23 protein-coding genes are annotated in these 17,073 nt (G+C 37.5%); 2 read left to right on the top strand and 21 right to left on the bottom strand.

From position 1 onward, the window contains the following. Window positions 1–65: 65 nt before the first annotated feature. Window positions 66–392: a nucleoside triphosphate pyrophosphohydrolase gene (locus VK91_RS09325; protein ID WP_048392290.1), complete on the bottom strand. Its 327-nt coding sequence runs from the start codon at window positions 390–392 to the stop codon at window positions 66–68. A 103-nt stretch (window positions 393–495) separates the two neighbouring features. Between VK91_RS09325 and VK91_RS09320 the strand changes: the two genes are divergently transcribed. Further along, window positions 496–903, top strand: a complete 408-nt coding sequence (locus tag VK91_RS09320; protein WP_048392289.1) for a hypothetical protein — start codon at window positions 496–498, stop codon at window positions 901–903. Between the two features lie 176 nt (window positions 904–1,079). Here VK91_RS09320 and accC read toward each other — a convergent pair whose 3' ends face one another. The 13 genes from accC to VK91_RS09260 form a co-directional block, all read right to left on the bottom strand. Then, window positions 1,080–2,447 (bottom strand): acetyl-CoA carboxylase biotin carboxylase subunit, encoded by a 1,368-nt coding sequence (accC, locus tag VK91_RS09315; protein ID WP_004231135.1) that lies wholly within the window; start codon window positions 2,445–2,447, stop codon window positions 1,080–1,082. 14 nt (window positions 2,448–2,461) lie between these two features. Next, the gene (gene accB, locus VK91_RS09310; protein WP_004231133.1) at window positions 2,462–2,968 is read right to left on the bottom strand and encodes an acetyl-CoA carboxylase biotin carboxyl carrier protein; all 507 of its coding nucleotides are present in this window, start codon (window positions 2,966–2,968) and stop codon (window positions 2,462–2,464) included. A gap of 200 nt (window positions 2,969–3,168) precedes the next feature. After that, window positions 3,169–3,723: a SpoIIIAH-like family protein gene (locus tag VK91_RS09305; protein ID WP_004231131.1), complete on the bottom strand. Its 555-nt coding sequence runs from the start codon at window positions 3,721–3,723 to the stop codon at window positions 3,169–3,171. Beyond that, the gene (locus VK91_RS09300) at window positions 3,724–4,143 is read right to left on the bottom strand and encodes a hypothetical protein (protein ID WP_048392288.1); all 420 of its coding nucleotides are present in this window, start codon (window positions 4,141–4,143) and stop codon (window positions 3,724–3,726) included. A 62-nt stretch (window positions 4,144–4,205) separates the two neighbouring features. Beyond that, window positions 4,206–4,349 carry a hypothetical protein gene (locus VK91_RS22840; RefSeq protein WP_004231124.1) on the bottom strand — a complete coding sequence of 48 codons (144 nt, stop codon included), beginning with the start codon at window positions 4,347–4,349 and terminating at the stop codon, window positions 4,206–4,208. Window position 4,350: 1 nt separating this feature from the next. Then, window positions 4,351–5,262, bottom strand: coding sequence for a stage III sporulation protein AE (locus tag VK91_RS09295; RefSeq protein WP_004231121.1), 912 nt, complete (start codon window positions 5,260–5,262; stop codon window positions 4,351–4,353). Between the two features lie 12 nt (window positions 5,263–5,274). Beyond that, window positions 5,275–5,652, bottom strand: a complete 378-nt coding sequence (locus VK91_RS09290) for a hypothetical protein (RefSeq protein WP_016994741.1) — start codon at window positions 5,650–5,652, stop codon at window positions 5,275–5,277. Window positions 5,653–5,657: 5 nt separating this feature from the next. Further along, window positions 5,658–5,867, bottom strand: a complete 210-nt coding sequence (locus tag VK91_RS09285) for a hypothetical protein (RefSeq protein WP_012295089.1) — start codon at window positions 5,865–5,867, stop codon at window positions 5,658–5,660. 90 nt (window positions 5,868–5,957) lie between these two features. After that, the gene (locus VK91_RS09280; RefSeq protein ID WP_048392287.1) at window positions 5,958–6,965 is read right to left on the bottom strand and encodes a nitronate monooxygenase family protein; all 1,008 of its coding nucleotides are present in this window, start codon (window positions 6,963–6,965) and stop codon (window positions 5,958–5,960) included. A 194-nt stretch (window positions 6,966–7,159) separates the two neighbouring features. Continuing rightward, on the bottom strand, window positions 7,160–7,717 hold the full coding sequence (gene efp, locus VK91_RS09275; protein ID WP_004231115.1) for an elongation factor P: 558 nt from the start codon (window positions 7,715–7,717) through the stop codon (window positions 7,160–7,162). A 17-nt stretch (window positions 7,718–7,734) separates the two neighbouring features. Next, window positions 7,735–8,796, bottom strand: a complete 1,062-nt coding sequence (locus VK91_RS09270; RefSeq protein WP_081010950.1) for a Xaa-Pro peptidase family protein — start codon at window positions 8,794–8,796, stop codon at window positions 7,735–7,737. Between the two features lie 2 nt (window positions 8,797–8,798). Further along, entirely contained in the window at window positions 8,799–9,233 is a 435-nt protein-coding gene (gene aroQ, locus VK91_RS09265; protein WP_004231111.1) for a type II 3-dehydroquinate dehydratase, read from the bottom strand. Window positions 9,234–9,355: 122 nt separating this feature from the next. Beyond that, entirely contained in the window at window positions 9,356–9,781 is a 426-nt protein-coding gene (locus tag VK91_RS09260) for a hypothetical protein (RefSeq protein WP_048392286.1), read from the bottom strand. Between the two features lie 112 nt (window positions 9,782–9,893). Between VK91_RS09260 and VK91_RS09255 the strand changes: the two genes are divergently transcribed. Next, window positions 9,894–10,865: a DUF1385 domain-containing protein gene (locus VK91_RS09255; RefSeq protein WP_048392285.1), complete on the top strand. Its 972-nt coding sequence runs from the start codon at window positions 9,894–9,896 to the stop codon at window positions 10,863–10,865. Between the two features lie 36 nt (window positions 10,866–10,901). On the opposite strand, the gene VK91_RS09250 is transcribed toward VK91_RS09255, so the two are convergent. The 7 genes from VK91_RS09250 to VK91_RS09215 form a co-directional block, all read right to left on the bottom strand. Beyond that, entirely contained in the window at window positions 10,902–11,636 is a 735-nt protein-coding gene (locus VK91_RS09250; protein ID WP_048392284.1) for an ABC transporter permease, read from the bottom strand. Next, complete coding sequence (locus VK91_RS09245; protein ID WP_048392283.1) at window positions 11,633–12,355, bottom strand: ABC transporter ATP-binding protein; 723 nt, start codon at window positions 12,353–12,355, stop codon at window positions 11,633–11,635. Before VK91_RS09245 ends, VK91_RS09250 begins: the two co-directional genes overlap by 4 nt. Then, the gene (locus tag VK91_RS09240) at window positions 12,348–12,815 is read right to left on the bottom strand and encodes a DUF3021 domain-containing protein (RefSeq protein WP_048392282.1); all 468 of its coding nucleotides are present in this window, start codon (window positions 12,813–12,815) and stop codon (window positions 12,348–12,350) included. Before VK91_RS09240 ends, VK91_RS09245 begins: the two co-directional genes overlap by 8 nt. A gap of 10 nt (window positions 12,816–12,825) precedes the next feature. Further along, window positions 12,826–13,266 carry a LytTR family DNA-binding domain-containing protein gene (locus tag VK91_RS09235; protein WP_048392281.1) on the bottom strand — a complete coding sequence of 147 codons (441 nt, stop codon included), beginning with the start codon at window positions 13,264–13,266 and terminating at the stop codon, window positions 12,826–12,828. Between the two features lie 423 nt (window positions 13,267–13,689). Beyond that, complete coding sequence (locus VK91_RS09230; RefSeq protein WP_048392280.1) at window positions 13,690–14,616, bottom strand: alpha/beta hydrolase fold domain-containing protein; 927 nt, start codon at window positions 14,614–14,616, stop codon at window positions 13,690–13,692. 1,133 nt (window positions 14,617–15,749) lie between these two features. Beyond that, complete coding sequence (locus tag VK91_RS09220) at window positions 15,750–16,226, bottom strand: hypothetical protein (protein ID WP_048392278.1); 477 nt, start codon at window positions 16,224–16,226, stop codon at window positions 15,750–15,752. Continuing rightward, window positions 16,223–17,008, bottom strand: a complete 786-nt coding sequence (locus VK91_RS09215) for a Nif3-like dinuclear metal center hexameric protein (RefSeq protein ID WP_048392277.1) — start codon at window positions 17,006–17,008, stop codon at window positions 16,223–16,225. The genes VK91_RS09220 and VK91_RS09215 overlap by 4 nt, the downstream gene beginning before the upstream one ends. Window positions 17,009–17,073 lie beyond the last annotated feature (65 nt).

Below are 17,073 nucleotides of genomic sequence, written 5' to 3'. Positions count from 1 at the left end.
TACATTTATTATACTATAAAAAGGAAGGTTTGGCTGTCGAAAGCCGTTTTAATTTAAAACCGACTTTACTGATCCACGACATCGATTAAATAAATTCCCTTTTCAAATCCCCCACGAGCTTTCTTCTTGTGTACACGGGTCGCTTCTAGCTCCTCAAAGCTTACACCTAGCACACCGATAGCCATATGAATGAGCTCCAGTATGTCTGCGAGCTCTTCAACACTATCTTCTTTATGCTGGGCTTCGTAAAATTCTGTAGCTTCTTCTATCATTTTAGCCTTTATTGCCTTTACCAGCTCACTAGGTTCTAAAATGCGTGCATGATAGGATAAACCCTTCGCTTCAATTACTTCTAAAATTTTATCCCTCACTAGCTTATTGTATATTGGCATCCATTGTTTCACTCCTTTTCAGGGGGATGACTATTTCTTTCTTCTATTATATAGTATTCTTTCTATAATATAGAATTGATTTGAGATAAAGTAGAGGTAGAGTATGTTACAAAAATGGTTGTTTGGCATCGGTGGGGTTGTCCTCATGTTTACAATGTTTTTTTTATTTTTGGGGAATAGTGCTAGTGAAGATACATTGCTTGCGAAAAATATAATGGAAAAAGCAAATAATAGTACAACTGTAGTTTCACTAAATAAATTAACGGATTTTGATTGGGAAAAAGCGCAAATTTTTGGACCTTATACAACGAAAGATGCGATTGAAGAAACAATGAACATACAGTTTAAAGGTAGTATTAGTGGATTAGATGTACGGGAAGATATTTTCCTTCTTGTATTTGCGAAAGAAGGCCATGCGATAAAGACAGCTGTGCTTTACAGAAACATAGGAGATTATTCAACAAAGAATGGTATGTTAACACCAGATAACGATCTTCTATCTATAAAATAGAACTTTTATAATCTTTTTCACCAAACTTCAACTAGTAACGGTTTAAGCTTCTATAACGGTCAATCTTTCTTCTATGATTGATCTTCCTACCTGCAAGTAAGTCTTCTATCTAGTTATGCTTAGACATAAAAAACCTCCTAACTAATAATAGCTAGGAGGTTTAAACTTGCGAACGCTTACTTCACTTTTTCTGCTACACCCAATACATCGTTCTCTTCTAGGAACTTTGTATTGAATTGTGCTGATTTGAAAACGTCATTGTTCATTAGTGCTTGGTGGAATGGAATGGTTGTATTAATTCCAGGACCAGATACTTCGAATTCACTTAAGGCGCGGTTCATTTTTGCAATCGCTTCTTCACGTGTATCCGCGTGAACAATTAGTTTTGCTACCATTGAATCGTAATATGGTGGGATTGTATAGCCTGCATAGACAGCAGAATCAATACGTACACCATAGCCACCTGGTGTTATATACGTATCAACAGTTCCTGCTGAAGGCATGAAGTTTTTATAGGCATTTTCTGCATTAATACGGCATTCAATCGCCCAACCATTTAATTTTATATCATCTTGTGTGAATGGAAGCTTCTCACCAGATGCAATTTTTAATTGTTGTTGTACAAGATCTACACCAGAAATCATTTCTGTTACTGGGTGCTCAACCTGAATACGAGTGTTCATTTCCATGAAGTAGAACTTGTCCTCTTGATAGTCATAGATAAACTCGATTGTGCCAGCACCTTCATAGTTACATGCTTGTGCCGCTTTTACTGCAGCTGCACCCATTTCAGCACGACGCTCAGAGGATAGGGCTGGAGATGGAGCTTCCTCTACTAACTTCTGCATACGACGTTGAACCGTACAGTCACGTTCGCCTAAATGCACCACGTTACCGTAGCCATCTGCTAAAACTTGGATTTCACAGTGACGGAAGTACTCGATAAATTTCTCTAAATATACGCCAGGGTTACCGAATGCTGCAGCAGCCTCTTTTTGCGTAATTTCAATACCTTTTACAAGATCTTCTTCTGTACGTGCTACACGGATTCCTTTACCGCCACCACCAGCAGTTGCTTTGATGATGACAGGGTAACCAATTTTAGCAGCCCATTCTTTACCAGTTTCGATATCTGGTACAATACCAGTACCTGGAACAAGTGGAACGCCTGCTGCTTCCATTGTTGTACGTGCAACGTCCTTGATGCCCATAATTTTAATAGAATCAGATGATGGACCGATAAATTTAATGCCAGCGTTTTCACAAGCTTCAGCAAAATCAGCGTTTTCTGATACGAAGCCATATCCTGGGTGGATGCCATCAGCACCTGTCTTTTCAGCTACGCTAAGTAGCGCTGGGAAGCTAAGATAAGAATCTTTTGATAGCTTCGGTCCGATGCAATAAGCTTCGTCTGCTAACTTCACATGTAATGCGTCAGCATCTGCTTCAGAGTACACAGCAACCGATTGAATGCCTAACTCTTTACAAGCACGAATGATACGCACAGCGATTTCGCCGCGGTTTGCAATTAAAACTTTTTTCATTTGTTTTGCACTCCTTACTCAGCTTTTACAAGGAATAATGGTTGGCCGTACTCTACTAAGTCGCCATCTTTAACTAGAATTTCAACGATTTCCCCTTGCACTTCTGCTTCGATTTCGTTGAATAATTTCATTGCTTCTACGATACATACGATTGTTTCGTCCCCTACTTTGTCACCCACTTTTACGTAAGCAGGAGAATCTGGGTTTGGTGCTTGATAGAAAGTACCGACCATTGGAGATACAATTTTATGTAACGATGGGTCGTTAACTGATGGTGCCGCTGCAGCTGGTGCTGGCGCTTCTTCTTTCGCTGGTGCAGGTGTTACTGCTGGAGCTTCTGCTGGTGCAGATTGTTGTACAACAGGGGCTACTACTTCTTTTTTAGGTGCTACAGTTTCTGTAACAACAACATTATTCTTTTTAAGTTTTACTTTTGCGCCATCTACTTCATACACAAACTCGTCAATAGAAGAAGAATCCACTAATTTGATAATTTCACGAATTTCTTGAATTTTGAACATTTCTAACTCTCCTTATGAATTAAAATCTACTACAATAACTATTCTATATTTTTTCGTATCAATTTGAAATAGTTAAATGAAAATTAAGTAAATATGAACAAAATAAAAGGCTTTCCTTTACTAAGCGAAAGCCTTTTCATGAAGCTGATATATAACAACCTTTTATAAATTAACTAAAAATTTATTTTTTTCTTTATTTTTTAATAATTATTTGCACTGAACTTGACTTGCACATCATTTGCGCCTTCCATCTCTGTTTTTACCAAATAAATAATTTCGTTTGCTTGGGCTTTTGACAATTCCTCTGCCATCACTGTCACCGACACTTTTTCTCCCTCAGCACGAACAAACGCATCAGAGTAGCCTAATGATTTTACGAGCATCTCAAGCATAGCTTCAGCTGATTCACGTTTAATAAGGCCATCCATTTCATTATATGCTTCATTTTTTTCTTCGGCAGAATATTCTTCTGAGGCAATCTTTTGTGTTAACTGCTCACGAAGCTGGCTTCTCTCATCACTAACCTGCATACGCATTTCTTCAAATAAGTGACTTGGTGAAGATACTTCTTGTGTTATATCATTTGTTGCCTCCTGATCTGTAACACCTGTGACAGCTGTTTGTTGCAGTGTATCATCTGTAAAAATAGTAAGACCATTGAATTGCTTTGCTGGATCTACCAAATAATACACTGAAATGACTGCTACTAAACTTAATAATGTCATAAACCAAACTGTTCTTCTACGTACGCGCATTTACTTTTCCTCCTTATTTTCCATTGGAACGATAATAATTCGATGAATCGGTAATTGCATCACTTGACTGACGACAGCACGAATTTCATTTTTCACAAAGATATCGGAAGCACCCTCTGAAACAACGAGCATTCCCGTCACGTTTTTCGTGCCTTGTTCAGTCCCTCGAAAATATTGGCTGAATAGTTTATTGGCATTCTGATCATCTGTCATCTCTCCATAATAAAAGTAGACTTTAACCTTCCCAACACCTTCCATTGCCTTCAGGGTTTGCTCAAGTTTTTCTTCATTCGTGAGCGGTGAACCATTGTCGCTTGTTGAATTCGTTTGATACATAGGTAAAATGATGAAAATTCCCACGGAGGCAGCTATCAAAATTAAAACCATCAATGACGTTGTTTTTTTTCGTGTCTTTTCCACATCACTTGTACATTGCCTCCTTTCATCTTCTCTTTTTCAAGTGTATGTACGCTTGTTTCTTCCTATGAATTGATAAATGGAATCTTTAATAGCAATTGCAAAAATACTAACGTGATGACCAACTTTGTCAGTGAAATTATTTCCTTATCATCCGTTAGAAACACAAAAATCTGACAGACAAACAGCAATGCCAATAAAAGAATCAATCTATCTCCCCCCTGCCATGACTTGTACGAACACAATGAGGAAAAAACAAGAAAACATAAATGAAAAAGCAATTAAAAATGATACAGCACATAAAGTAAATAGTGATTTGCTAACTTGATCTAGTAGTCTACAAATATCATCAAAGGCAATCGGTTCTAAAATAGCAGCGAGCATTTTCAAAGAATAGGCACTAACTACAAGCTGCACGGTTGGGATAAAAGACACCGTAATGACGGCGATAAAGGCGCTAATACTTGTAAGAGAAGATGTAAATTGAGTCATATGCTGAAACATCGAAAAACTATCCACAATAAAAGAACCAACAACTGGAATATTTTCTTCAATTAATTTTTTGACGGGCTCTGCTACAGCCGCATTGACACTAAATGCTGCTACACCACTTGCGGTCATCAGTAAGACATAGCAAATAACTGAGGCCGACACGATGCTCATAATTGTAAAGCGAATCAATTCAGCTATTCGAGTAAAGGATATTTCCTTTACGATCACACTGCATACATCAAAGACAATGGCCAAAAGCACGCCAGGAATAAGCCACTTACTACTGATAATGGTGAGGACTTGTACAAAAAACAGTAAAAAAGGCTGCCAGGAAGCAATCGCTGTAATACTACTGGATAATAAAAAGCTTGATGTAAGAATCGGATAAAATGCCGTAAATAGATGGGCTAGTCCTTGTGCAATTTCATCAATTAATGTAAAGGAGTTGACAACAACAGGACCGATTGTTGCTAAAACGATAAGAAAAAAAAGTATCCTTGTCCCTTTTTCAAACTCTGGTAATAGCATGTTCACAATCAAAATGATGATGACGTAGCTGCAAAGCATGAGCGTCATCTTGAGCAAGAGAAAGAATGGGTCGATTAAAAACGATAATATTTGCTCCTGCAATGGCTTCGCTCCTTAGTTTAGCCTTTTTAAAATGGCCGACACCTCCTGTAGAACAGCCAGAAATTCTTTAAACCAATACAGCAAAATCACAATTTTCACCGCAGCAAAAACGATGTTCCCGAGCACTTTATAATTATGTTCTGCCAAAAGCAATGCCACCCACTGCCCGACATAGAACATACTTGCACTGATTAAAATAGCCTTCGCATAAGGTAAAAACGCAAGTGTTTCTAACAATTGTTTGGCGAAAGGCAATAAAAGCGTCGAGAACAACATGCCAAAAAGCAAAAAAGAAAACATCACACTGATTAGCGCATGGAGTGGCTGTATAACTTCTTTTATCAGCAATAATAAAAGCAGCATGACAACAGCGACGATGACAATTTCCATTCACATTACCCGGATGAGGTAAGCCATTGGAAGAAGGTTAAAATCTCATTAAAGAATAGACGTAAAAATCGAAGTAATTCTGCTGTCATATATAAGTAAGCAATGAAAAAGAGGAAAAATGAAAACTCCTTCTTCCCTGTTTGATCAAAGAAAACATGAAGAAGCGCAACGACTAGTCCCACTCCAGCAACTCTTAATACGTCTTGTAATTCCATTCCTACGCCCCCTCGTGTACAGCAATATATGTCGCTCTTCAAAAAAAAAGACCTCTATACAGATGTATAGAGATCTTCTACGATAAAAAATTATAATAGTTTGCTCACAATGTTTTTCACCGTATCCGTTTGCTGTATGAGGTGACTATTTTCACCCATCCACATGGATAAATATTCTGCATTACCTTGCTCAGCACTTTCCTTACGAATGGTAGTCGTTAGATAATTTTGTAGTGGATAGGGTGCTACTGTCGCATCCTCCATACGTTTCGTGAAATCATTTGCTAAACCTCTTGCTGGTTTACCAGTAAATGCAAGCGTAATCGTCGTTTGTTGTTCTTTTGATGCCAATACAGCATTTTTATAGAGTGGCGAAATTTCGCATTCATCTGCCACTAGTAAAGCCGTCCCAATTTGAACTGCCTGTGCCCCACTTTCAAGTGCCTTTTGAATATCCTCTTTGGTTACAAGGCCTCCCGCAGCTATAATTGGAATCGCAACTTTTCCCACTACTTGTTGTAGTAAGTCATGCAATGGAATTAATTGCAGAGGGTCAGTAAAAGAGCCTCGATGACCGCCTGCCTCTCCCCCTTGTAATACAACCGCATCCATTCCTGCTTGCTCCACCAGTATGGCTTCCTCTAATGTGGTAGCAGTACCAATCGTATAGACGCCATGATCTTTTAATTGTTTAAGAACAGCTGGAGATGGCAACCCAAATGTAAATGAACAAACTGCTACCTTTTCTTCAATCACAGCCTGAACCTGTCCTGCAAAAACTTCCTTTGATGTTACGCTCTGTACAGGGGATAATCCTAATTCATCGTAAAAAGGTTGCAGTGCCATTCTGGCTTGTTGTAAAACCTCGACATCAATTTTGGGTTCTTCTTGCACAAATAAATTGACCGCAAAGGGCTTTGTCGTTAATTTCTTCACTTCTTGAATAAACTGCTTTGTTTGTTCACCATCTAAGTAACCTGCACCAATTGAACCTAATAGGCCTGCCTCAGCACAAGCCGCCACAAATTTAGGTGATGTCACGCCTGCCATTGGTGCTTGTATAATTGGATATCGCATATCAAATGTTGTTTGTAGCATACCTTTCACTCCTTACTCTGATTGTAAACAATTCTACCAGTAATGACCATCTATCTGATGATAGAAACTTGATAGTACCTCAATAAAAATTAAATAGTGCTTCTATCTATTATCACATTAAATGAACGATTTGACAGTATATGTATAAGAAAAAAATAAAAACCTACTCTTTATTGAAAAGAGTAGGCTGATCATTATGCACGTGAAACGTAAGAACCCTCATCCGTGTTAATGATTAAAACGTCACCTTGGTTAACGAAGAATGGTACTTGTACGATTAAACCTGTTTCAAGAGTAGCAGGTTTTGTACCACCAGAAGCTGTATCACCTTTGATTCCTGGTTCTGTTTCTGTTACTTCTAATTGAACAGTGTTTGGTAATTCAACACCTAACATTTCACCTTGGTAAGATTGAATATGCACTTCCATGTTTTCTTTAAGGAATTTTAATTCATACTCAATAGCAGATGAAGCTAGTTCAGTTTGCTCATATGATTCCAAGTCCATAAATACATGCTCGTCACCTTGTGCATATAAATATTGCATTTTACGATTATCGATTTGTGCCTTTTCAACTTTTTCACCAGCGCGGAATGTTTTTTCATTCACTGAGCCGTTACGTAGGTTACGTAATTTAGAACGTACGAACGCAGCACCTTTACCTGGTTTTACGTGTTGGAAATCTAACACGCGGTATAATTGGCCATCAACAATAATTGTTAGACCTGTACGGAAATCGTTTACTGAGATCATTTGTGTTCCTCCAAAGTTTATAAAATAATGAGTTCTTTTGACGAATGTGTTAGTAGTTCATTACCCGTTTCTGTGATTAAAATATCATCCTCGATACGGACACCACCGATTCCAGGTAAGTAAACACCTGGTTCAATCGTCACGGCCATACCTGGCTCTAGCACTGTATCAGAACGCATCGATAAGCCAGGGCCTTCATGTACTTCAAGACCAATACCGTGTCCTAAAGAATGACCAAATGCTTCGCCATATCCTTTTTCTTTTAAGTAGTCACGTGCAATCGCGTCCGCTTGAATACCTGTTAATCCAGGACCCACTTTTTCAAGTGCTAACAGTTGAGAAGCAAGGACTGTATTGTACATATCTACCAATTTTTCAGATGGTTCTCCCACAGCCACAGTACGTGTAATATCCGAAATATAGCCATTATAAAGCGCACCAAAGTCTAATGTAACAAAGTCGCCTTTTTCAATCACTTTATTCGTTGCAACGCCGTGTGGTAATGCTGAACGAAGACCAGACGCAACAATCGTGTCAAACGAAGACTGAGTTGCTCCTTGTTTACGCATGAAAAATTCTAATTCATTCGAAACTTCAAGCTCGGTTTTACCAGGCTTGATGAAGCCTAAAATATGTGTAAATGCGTGATCTGCAATTTCACACGCAGCCTTAATAATATTAATCTCTTGTTCCGTCTTAATCAAGCGAATTTTTTCAATTAGCCCAGAAATCGGCACTAAATCTGCTTGAATCTTCGATTTATACAGTTCATAAGTGCCATAGCTTACAGTATCTTTCTCAAAGCCCAATAATTTGATACCCATATTATTTACTTGAGTAGCAATTTCTTCAATAATTGTGGCTTCATGCTTGACAATACGGAAGTCCTGAATTTGTGCAGCAGCCTGCTCTGTATAACGGAAATCTGTAATAAATACAGCATCATTTTGAGACACAATTGCTACGCCTGCTGTCCCTGTAAAACCTGTCATATAGCGACGGTTGTACCCATTCGTAATTAAAATACCATCGATGCTTTGTTCTTGAAGTGCTTTACGTAGCTTTTGTAATTTCAACATAATCAATTCTCCCTCTCGATAAATGTACGTAGTGCCAGTTCATAGCCTTTCGTACCTAGTCCACAAATTTGACCAAGGCAGGCCGGAGCAAGATAGGAATGATGTCGGAAAGCCTCACGTTTGTGGATATTGGAAATATGTACTTCGATAACTGGCACAGAAATACCTGCTATCGCATCATGCAATGCGATGCTTGTATGGGTATATGCACCAGGATTAAAGATAATACCATCATATTTTTCGTCCTCTGCTTCATGCACCCAATCTACTAGTACCCCTTCATGATTGGATTGACGAAATTCAACTGTAGCACCTAAAGAAGCCGCAAGATTTTGAACATTTTCTCGAACATCATCCAATGTTTCATGTCCATAAATATGTGGCTCTCGTTTACCAAGTCGATTTAAGTTCGGTCCATTCAAACATAATAACTTCACGCTTCTATTCGCCTCTTTCTATGTACTTGCCATTTATTTTATCATACACCGTGCATTCAGCAACTAATTTCAACTAGTGGTGCCATAAATATCCCCTTAAACGAAGGGGATATTTTGTACCTTCAACTTTGTTTTTGTGCTGTATGTTCCTTCTGATGGAAATTGGCGGTTTCAAGCAAGAAACGTAATAAACAAATAACGGTCACCATAAAGGGAATCGACAGTTTTTTAAAAGACGTAAGCTGTAATGGTAAATCTAAAGCAATCCATTCCAATGAGATGGTCACCAAAAGACCTAATAAAAGGGAAGAAAAAACAGCTGGGATGATATATACATAGCGCATAGTCATGTATAAAAATAAGCCGATAATAAATAGTAGAAAAATAAAAAAGGTCCATTGAAATAATTTGGAGCTTTCTTCAAACCAATTCCATTTTTTATAAAACCCTATCGGATGCCATTTAATGAGATGGAAATAATGTAAACCTTTTAAGCACAGCGCTAAAACAAGCGCATTGACAAGTGCTGTAATTGTCGCTACTTTCACCCTATACCTCTCCTTTATGCACACTAATTATTTCCTAAAATGTACGATTAGTGTAGCCATATAGAAAATTTACTATGCGTAACGGTAGAGGTTTTTCACTAAATTTAGTACAATGGTACAGTTGAAATATATAAAGAGAGTGGTGTTAGCCTTGAGCAATTCACCTGTATACGGGGGACAAGCACAATTAGAGGGTGTGATGTTCGGAGGAAAGGAACATACTGTTACAGCCATTCGTCGTAACGATGATTCCATTGATTATTATCATTTCAAAAAAGTACAAAAACCTTTGTTACAAAAGCTTAAAAAAATCCCATTTGTACGAGGCGTTGTCGCGCTAATTGAATCCGCTGGCTTAGGTTCTCGTCACATGCAATTTGCTGGGGATCGCTATGATGTGACACCTGGTGAAGAGGAAGATCATAAAGAAGAAGGCTCTAAACTTCAAATGATACTGGGCGTTGCTGTAGTAGGTATTCTTTCCTTTCTATTTGGAAAATTTGCCTTTACATTAATTCCTGTTTTTATAGCTGATTTTTTCTCAAAATGGATTGAAGGAAAAACGGGACAAATTTTACTGGAAAGCGGTATTAAATTATTGTTACTGCTAGCCTATTTATATTTTATCTCGTTAACACCCCTCATTAAACGAGTATTTCAGTACCATGGTGCAGAGCACAAGGTGATAAATTGCTATGAAGCTGGATTAGACATTACCGTAAAAAATGTTCAAGCTCAATCACGCCTACACTATCGTTGCGGCAGTAGCTTCATATTATTCACAGTGTTCGTTGGGATGTTTTTATATTTCTTTGTGCCTACAGATCCACTGTGGCTTCGTATTTTAGATCGTATTCTATTAATTCCTGTTGTTCTGGGGATCTCATTTGAAGTCTTACAAGCGACAAATGCCTGCCGTAATATTCCAGTGTTACGCTTCCTTGGCTACCCTGGCTTATGGCTCCAATTACTAACAACTCGTGAACCGAAGGACGATCAAGTAGAAGTAGCGATTGCTTCCTTTAATATGCTACGCCAAGTAGAGCAGCAACCTGAAATCGCTGCGACATTAAATCATGATTAATAAAAAAGGCAGCCCAACGTCGGAGCTGCCTTTTTTTCATTTTGTACTGCCTTGCATTTTCTGCTTAAACATAAAGATAGCGAGAATTGTCATAATTATTGTATAACCAATGACAATAATAAGTGAATAAAACACATTCGCATACTCTGCATGTAAGATAGCCCTAGCTGCATTGACTGCGTGCATGAAAGGTAAAAGCTGCGCAATCTTTTGGAATGGTCCACCAATCATATCTAATTCGAACCATGTTCCACTTAACCAAGTTGTCACATTAACAAAGATGGCAAATATCCCTCCTACCTGCTTATCTGTAAATAATGTCCCAAATAATAATCCACAACTAATATAGAGTGGTGAAATTATTAGAAGTGCAAGAATCATAAAGAGGATAGACTTATTAAATGGCAACCCTAAAAACATGGCGGTAGCTAAACAAACAAAAATTTGTAGCAGAGCTATTGGTAGTAAAGGTATCATATACCCTAAAATGTAATCAGCGGCAGACAAAGGAGAAACAAAAATCCTCATTAAAAAGGATGAACTTTTATCTTTTCCTAGTAACATTCCTGAAAACAGTGTGAGAAAAGAAAAACTAAATACAATGACGCCCGGTGTTAGGTTATTCATTGTATATAAAGCAAATGGCATATTTTTTTGCATAACAGAAAATAAGCCCAATAAAAGAATTGGTAAGCCTATACCAAATAATAAAGTGATTGGATCACGGACAATCTCTTTATGATTCCTTGTTGCAAACGCAGCTACCCTCACAATAACGCCTCCTCTGTTTTTTCCAAAAATACCTCTTCTAAAGAATGCTTGCCTGTTTCACTGATCAATTGTTGGATCGTGCCTAGTGCACATATTTGCCCATGATGCATAATTCCTACACGATCAGCTAAAGCCTCTATCTCCTCCAAATAATGGGAGGTCAAAATAATCGTGACATGTCCTTTTAAGTGCTTCAATATGTTCCATACATCATTCCTTGCCCGTATGTCCATCCCTAAAGTCGGTTCATCGAGGAACAATACCTTTGGGTTTGACATTAAAGCCATTGCTACACTTAAACGACGCTGGTAGCCGCCAGATAGTGTCTTAGCCTTGTCATGCTGATGTGGAGTCAGTCCGAATAAGGCCATTTTGTCATATACTTGTTGTTGTGCTTTTTCTTTTTCGTAGCCATAAATCTGACTGAATAATAATAGATTTTCATATACCGTTAAATTAGGCGCAATGGCCGTTTCTTGAGGAGAAATATTAATAACTTGTTTTACAGCCTGTGTATTTTGCACAATGCTTTTTCCATCTATTGTGGCATCCCCCTCTGTAGGTGAAAGGAGCCCACACAACATTTTGATTGTGGTTGTTTTGCCAGCACCATTTTGTCCTAAAAGAGCGAAAAGTTCACCTTGATGGATTTGTAAATTTAATTGATTAACGACTACACGCTCTTTATAAAGCTTTGTTAAATCTCTTATGTTAATCATCCTGCTCTTCACCTCGATTGGTAAGAATCGCATTAATTTTTTCTATGTCACGTTGTGAAAATCTATATTGTAAAACCCATGTCACAATATAAGTTCCAAGAAAGCTGGCTACGAGAGAAAAAATATTAGCCATCGTTTTTGGCATCCATAGTAGCGTTACAATCGGTATCCAAATCATTGCCGTTATGAAAAAGTGGACGAAATATTGCTTCAACATTCCCCAGCTAGCCATTTCAAAAATAAGTGCAGCAAGAGCAAAGGTAATGCCAATAACACCCGTTAATAGAATTTGAGTAATTATTGCACTTATTTCATCTGTAAAGTAAGCACGAAATTCTGGTACCACCCAAACATATTTTCCTTGCCCTATGCCCATTGATACAAAGAATTGCACAATTTGTCCCATCACTATACCGATCAAAAATCCACCAATAATACGTGTTAAAATGTCTTTTCGCATATTTATCACCTCAGATTCCTAATTGCTTCTTAATTTTGCTTACATAACGCCTAGAAGCGTATGTTTTCGTGCCATTCTTCAATTCAACTCCGATTGTACCTGTTCTACTAATGTCCATATGCTTGATCATGTAGCGATTGACTATTTCAGCATTTGAAATACGGAGAAACATTTGAGGATTGAGCTTTTCCTCCAGCTCATAAAGACGCAAACGTACCGTATAAACACCGTGAATGCTCTGGACACAAACCTTTTTTTGCTCTGTATAAATACGCACGATCTCCTTACTATCGATCAATTCAACGCCTTTATGGGAGAAAGCTAATAAAGTGCTTTCCGCTGTCGTAGTAATAATTTGCATAAGATGCTCAATGTCATCAGTCATTTTATCTGTGAGAATGATTACTTTGGGTTCTTTATATGTAGGGTCAATCGATATTTCCACCTTCATATGATCACTGTCCTTTCTACGCCTCACTATAAATTTTTCCATACATGTTGTAAATGGATTATCGACAACTGGTCGTTATCAAGGAATAAGTGGTAATCTCAAAGATTCTGGCGAACAATAAAAACACCCTTTAGATAGGTCTATTCAAAGGGGTCAAACGTACAATTTGGCTTACTTAGAATCTTTTTTTACTTACTAGTAGGGCTGTAAAATCACCCACCATATTCGGGAGCTTTTAAAATATTGGGGGTAAGCTCTAATGATTGATTGTTTTGAAACACCAACTAATTTTGACAAATCCTTCTGCGATTTCTGCAATTCACAAATTTTATTTTTCAAACATCTACAGATAAATAAACCTTGCTAAAAATGTACATAGAAAAAAACGTATTTTGAATGGCTCAAAACACGTTTTTCTGTGAATTATTTACTTAGGATATTGATAATCTTCTGTTGCGCATCCACTGCCTCAGGGATCGGCATCACAACAAACACATGATTCATCTTAGGATAAACAAAGGTATTGATTGCAACGCCTTGTTCTGTTAGCTTCTCATCAAACTGTATTGCATCTGGATATAAGCTTTCGTGGGACCCAATAAAATGAGTTATCTTGCCAACTCCTTGAAAATCGCCGTAAATTGGACTAATTATTGGATCCTTTAGAGCTTTATCAGCTGCCCATATTTTTGTTATGACTTCCATTCCTTCACTAGCTAACATGGGATCGTTTTCTTCATATTCCTGAATAAGTGGATTTTCTAAACTCATATCAACACATGCCGACAATAACATAATATCTTGTGGTTGAGGCAGACCGTCTCGCTTCAACAGTTGAATTAGACCAAGTGCTATATTTCCACCTGCTGAATCTCCTATAATGGTTAATTGATTGGAGCTTTCAATAGATACTAGAATCTCTTTATATAAGCTGAGCATCTTTGGGTACGTATCTTGATAGCTAAAATGAGGGACTTTTGGATAGATAGGCGCAATAACTTTTGCATTTAAGGCTTGTGCCATTTTATCCATGAACAACCAGTGTAAATTTAAAGGTTGATTCGTCCAAGCTCCACCATGTATATAAAGAATCACCATTTGTGATGAAGACTTTTGGTCATTTAAAATAAAAACCTGCATATCCTCGAAAGTTTGCTCCTTCAAAGCGCTTAAAAGATTGACATCCTCCCCAATCACATAGGGGTGAATATTTTCTGTTCCTCTTTGCTTAATAAATTGTTGAGCATTTTCAATACTAGAAAAGCTCTTTTTATTACTTTGTGAAAACAATAATTTTTCAAATTGCACACTCTCTACAGATCGTTCTCCATTAAAAATTTCTATACTCATGTTTTTCTCTCCTTTTATTGTTCATTCTGTTTCCAAACATGTAATGATTAATAAAGTGATGTGCCAAACCACTAAAACTGAGTATCGACAATAGTAAAATGCATCTTTTTAGCGAACTTTATTTTAATTCCACATTTTGAAGAATACTCCTTCTAAAATCTATCATCAAATAAAAAGACCTTCCTGTTGTAATCCCTAAATGTAAAGAGCATTGATTGTGCTGTATATAAAAAGCTGCCATTTTGAAACAAAATGACAGCTTTGTTGTTGAAAAAAGATGATGTCAACAGCAGAAAAAGTAACTTTGCAAGGTGAGAGGTTGATTTCCGTTCCGCCAGCGTCCTTTCCAGGGGGCGTCCGATGAGCCGCTTCACTCACTTACGTTCGCTCTAGGGTCTCATCTGTGACGCTAAATCCCCTAGGAGTGACGCTGGCTCCACTCCAATCAACTATTTTGCAAAATGTCTTTACTTTTTTCATAGTAGTGGAGCGATCAAATCGCCCATTATCTATATTCTTAGAGGGTTATTTTCAATGTGGAGATGTGATGCTTGACAACACCACTTCATAAAGAGTAGTGAACACCTTCAATTTACTAAAAAACTTTCTATAAAAAGGTAACACTTTGGTGGGTTGGAGTGGAAGGCTACTTGACTCCCGTGGGATAGAGAGACAGGCGAGCCACTAAACGGAGCGGTAGCGGAGGAAGCGGCTTGGCGGTCGCCCACAGGAAAGCAAGTAGCTTGCAACGGAAATCCATTTCTACCTTTCAATTGACTGTTTTATTTTTCAACACTAAGAAAGCTGCCGTTTTGAAACAAAATGACAGCTTTCGATTGGGTATCTATCCCCTCCAAACTACCGCTATATTAATGGAGGTGGATTTGATAATGGCGAGTAACTATACCTATCCCATTTTCTAACCTCTTCCACTCTATGAATGGGGCTAATCAATTTTGTCTTGCTAACATGTAGATAGTTAAGATTAATTATCCTGAAATAATTCATCTACTTCTTTTGATAAAATTTCTACCTCATCTTCTGAATTTGGAAATAGTGCTTGATTTGCCTTTTCATCTATTGCTTTATGTTTTTGCTTGTCTATTATGTGGAGTTCCATCATTCAGAGGTAGCTATACAAAAGCGACACGTATGTATTCCTCGTTCTTTAAGCTTTCAAGGTGATGCAATTCAAGGTCATCCATCGTAATACGACGGATTTTTAATTTTTTATCATAATCCCCTGCCCAGAACCTAATTAATTCAGCACCTTGCTCTGGTTGTATATGTTCCTTCAAATAACTTAAAAAATCTTCTAAAAATTGAGGACCCCAATTTCCCTCGATGCCGTATACAAAGGGTTTTTCATTATAAAGCCCTAAGTCATAAGGTGGATTATTCCATTCAAATATATTCAAATTTTCAAAAGCTGATTCATCTGCTGCATGTAAAACTCGTGCATCATCATCCATCAAATGCCACGACTGTGTTGGTGTACTCTCTGTAATTGGATATAATTTTTTTAATTCTCTTACTGTTATTTCAGCAATTCCTGTACAATCAACTGTTTGTAAAGCACTGTTCGCCACTAGGACAGAATATAACGTCATATGCTTGTCTCCTTAAGCATTATTCTAATATTCGCTTCATAATGTTCTTCATTTAGTCTCACTACTTCAAGTTCTTTTTTATTGTCATTCAATTTTAATGCTAAACTTTGAATGCCAAAGAATTCTGTGAAGGTATGACTTCCAATGATAAGATTTATTCCTTTAAATTGAGCATATTGAATTGTATATAAATTACATTCTCCTGTAATGTATACATCACATTTATTTTCAACCGCTTCCTTCAGGCAAGCTGTTGTGCCTCCATTTCCACAGACTAAGCCTACTCGATTCACCATTTTGTCATTGAACTGCCAAAATCTAACGGGTTCTTCAAGTAAAAATTCAAGTTTTGTTACGAAATCTTTAAATTCAATTTCTTTCTCATATTGAGCAATTCTACCGAAGAATAGTCCTTCCCATTCATGGGTTCTTTTAATAATCTCTAAATTCAATTTTTTTATTAAGCTATCATTTGTGCCAAAGTTACAGTCATCAAGTGGTAAGTGATTATAGTAATGGCTTATACCATACGCTGCTAGTTTTTCAGTGCATGCCTCTTTTAATCCATAGATTTCATCCCATGCATCATGGTGTGTTATCATCATGTCCACTCCATGAATTCTTGCTTCCTCTATCGTTTCAAGCGTTAGGTTAACACAGTATCCTATTTTATTCACTTCTTTATCTGCATGGTATGTAACCCCAGATTCATTAGCATAGATTTCCTTATTTGTTACATTAAAAAGTTCATCAATTCTTTCAACTATTTGTGAAACATCCATACTTCCATCCCCCCTAAACATCTATTCTCGATTTAACACTTCGTACCCAAATTAATAGGTATTTA

Source organism: Lysinibacillus sp. LK3, from assembly GCF_001043675.1.
GTDB lineage: Bacteria > Bacillota > Bacilli > Bacillales_A > Planococcaceae > Lysinibacillus > Lysinibacillus capsici.
The sequence above is the reverse complement of the archived record's forward strand: the minus strand, read 5'-3'. Positions and strand labels throughout refer to the sequence as shown.

Excerpts from the sequence above, each read along its gene's own strand:
- VK91_RS09240 (WP_048392282.1), bottom strand. The coding sequence starts at position 12,815 with ATGCGAAAAGACATTTTAACACGTATTATTGGTGGATTTTTGATCGGT.
- VK91_RS09255 (WP_048392285.1), top strand. The coding sequence starts at position 9,894 with ATGGTACAGTTGAAATATATAAAGAGAGTGGTGTTAGCCTTGAGCAAT.
- VK91_RS09235 (WP_048392281.1), bottom strand. The coding sequence starts at position 13,266 with ATGAAGGTGGAAATATCGATTGACCCTACATATAAAGAACCCAAAGTA.
- VK91_RS09220 (WP_048392278.1), bottom strand. The coding sequence starts at position 16,226 with ATGACGTTATATTCTGTCCTAGTGGCGAACAGTGCTTTACAAACAGTT.
- VK91_RS09280 (WP_048392287.1), bottom strand. The coding sequence starts at position 6,965 with ATGCTACAAACAACATTTGATATGCGATATCCAATTATACAAGCACCA.
- VK91_RS09270 (WP_081010950.1), bottom strand. The coding sequence starts at position 8,796 with ATGTTGAAATTACAAAAGCTACGTAAAGCACTTCAAGAACAAAGCATC.
- VK91_RS09245 (WP_048392283.1), bottom strand. The coding sequence starts at position 12,355 with ATGATTAACATAAGAGATTTAACAAAGCTTTATAAAGAGCGTGTAGTC.
- accC (WP_004231135.1), bottom strand. The coding sequence starts at position 2,447 with ATGAAAAAAGTTTTAATTGCAAACCGCGGCGAAATCGCTGTGCGTATC.
- VK91_RS09230 (WP_048392280.1), bottom strand. The coding sequence starts at position 14,616 with ATGAGTATAGAAATTTTTAATGGAGAACGATCTGTAGAGAGTGTGCAA.
- VK91_RS09325 (WP_048392290.1), bottom strand. The coding sequence starts at position 392 with ATGCCAATATACAATAAGCTAGTGAGGGATAAAATTTTAGAAGTAATT.
- accB (WP_004231133.1), bottom strand. The coding sequence starts at position 2,968 with ATGTTCAAAATTCAAGAAATTCGTGAAATTATCAAATTAGTGGATTCT.
- VK91_RS09285 (WP_012295089.1), bottom strand. The coding sequence starts at position 5,867 with ATGGAATTACAAGACGTATTAAGAGTTGCTGGAGTGGGACTAGTCGTT.
- VK91_RS09320 (WP_048392289.1), top strand. The coding sequence starts at position 496 with ATGTTACAAAAATGGTTGTTTGGCATCGGTGGGGTTGTCCTCATGTTT.
- VK91_RS09215 (WP_048392277.1), bottom strand. The coding sequence starts at position 17,008 with ATGGATGTTTCACAAATAGTTGAAAGAATTGATGAACTTTTTAATGTA.
- VK91_RS09305 (WP_004231131.1), bottom strand. The coding sequence starts at position 3,723 with ATGCGCGTACGTAGAAGAACAGTTTGGTTTATGACATTATTAAGTTTA.
- efp (WP_004231115.1), bottom strand. The coding sequence starts at position 7,717 with ATGATCTCAGTAAACGATTTCCGTACAGGTCTAACAATTATTGTTGAT.
- VK91_RS09290 (WP_016994741.1), bottom strand. The coding sequence starts at position 5,652 with ATGGAAATTGTCATCGTCGCTGTTGTCATGCTGCTTTTATTATTGCTG.